Annotated in this window: 1 protein-coding gene; it reads left to right on the top strand. The window is 72.1% G+C overall.

The window, feature by feature from the left end:
* Nucleotides 1-464: 464 nt before the first annotated feature.
* Nucleotides 465-1874, top strand: a 1410-nt coding sequence (locus tag AB0K09_RS33085) for a UvrD-helicase domain-containing protein (RefSeq protein WP_366069092.1), incomplete at its 3' end; no start/stop codon positions are given.

Below are 1874 nucleotides of genomic sequence, written 5' to 3' on the forward strand. Positions count from 1 at the left end.
GAGCAGGGCGCACGGGGCTATGGCGGCCGTGGCGGCCGCCGACGCCAGGGCATGGCGAAGCTTCATGAAGACCTCTTCTGGGCCTGAAAAAAGTGGGGACGGGCCGTCGCGACCGGACAGCGCGGTGTGGCCGTGAAACGCACCGTACATGACCGTTGCCGCTGGTCAACGGCGTAGGCGGCCCTCCATCGGGGATCCACACCCATCTGTGATCTGCCAACCGGACTTCGCGGAGCAGTTCAGGACAATGCGCTGCCCGGCGTGCCGTCCGCCGATGACCCGGGACCCGGCCCGAGAACCGGCCCGAGAACCGGCCCGGAAAAGAGAAATCACCCCGGACACATTGACGTCCGAGGTGATTCACCACGTATATTGGAGATTTCCTGCCCTCATTCAATTGCGGGCAGGAGAAAGCCTTATGAGGACATGCTATCGGGGCGGGAGTCGAATTGTCAAACGAGGAAATGCGTGACGAGCAGGAATTCATCGACCTGCTTTACGAGCGGCTGGCCGTACTGCGGGGCGAGGCCGAGGCGGCGGTGCGTCAGGCCCTCGCGCCGGGCGGGAACACGTTCCAGGCGCGGCTGGAGCGCGATGTACTGGTGGCCGAACGCTCGGGGCTCCTGGCCGCGTTCGACGCAGGGGAGAACGGGCTCTGTTTCGGCCGGCTGGCGTTCCGCGACGGCCGCGACCACCACATCGGCCGCATCGGCATCCGGCGCGACGACCCGGACCGCACCCCGCTGGTCGTCGACTGGCGGGCCGAGGTGGCGCGCCCGTTCTACCTCGCCACCGGGCACACGCCGATGGGGCTGCGCCGCAGGCGGCACATCACCACCGAGCGGCGCCGGGTCACCGCCCTGCACGACGAGATCCTGGACCTGAGCGACACCGTCCGCACGGGACACGAGGGTTCGGACGCGGACGCCGTGCTGCTGGCCTCGCTGGACGCGGCGCGCACCGGGCGGATGCACGACATCGTGCAGACCATCCAGGCCGAGCAGGACCGCATCATCCGCGCGCCGCACCGCGGCGTGCTCGTCGTCGAGGGCGGCCCGGGCACCGGCAAGACGGTGGTGGCGCTGCACCGTGCCGCCTATCTGCTGTACGCGCACCGCGAGCAGCTGGCCCGGCGGGCGGTGCTGATCGTCGGGCCGAACCCGGCGTTCCTCGGCTACATCGGCGAGGTGCTGCCCTCGCTCGGCGAGACGGGCGTCCTGCTCGCCACACCGGGCGAGCTGTTCCCGGGCGTGACCGCGACCGCCGTCGACACGCCCCGGGCCGCCGAGGTCAAGGGCCGGGCCGCCATGGCCGAGGCCCTGGCCCGCTTCGTACGGGACCGGCAGACGCTCCCCGAGCCGGCCATGGTGATCGATCACGAGGACGGCGAGCTGCTGCTGGACGCCGGGATCGCGGAGGAGGCACGGCGCGCGGCCCGGGCGACCGGGCTGCCGCACAACCTCGCCCGCCCGTACTTCGCGTTCCGCGTCATCGACGCGCTCACCGCGCAGCTGGCCGACCGGATCGGCGCGGATCCGTACGGCGGGCCGAACCTCCTCGGCCCGGACGACATCGCCCAGCTCGGCAAGGGCGTCGCCGCCGACGCGGCCGTGCACGCCGCGATCGAGGAGCTGTGGCCCGCGCTCACGCCCGAGCGGCTGGTGGCCGACTTCCTCGCCGATCCGGTCCATCTGCCGGACGCCGACGCGGACGCCGTCCGCCGCGCGGACGGCCCGTGGACCGTCGCGGACGTGCCGCTGCTGGACGAGGCGGCCGAGCTGCTCGGCGAGGACGACTCGGCGGCCCGCGCGGCGGCCGAGGCGGAGCGCCAGGAGCGGATCGCCTACGCGCAGGGCGTGCTCGACCTCTCCTAC

The sequence above is a fragment of the Streptomyces sp. NPDC049577 genome, assembly GCF_040675635.1.
Classification (GTDB): domain Bacteria; phylum Actinomycetota; class Actinomycetes; order Streptomycetales; family Streptomycetaceae; genus Streptomyces.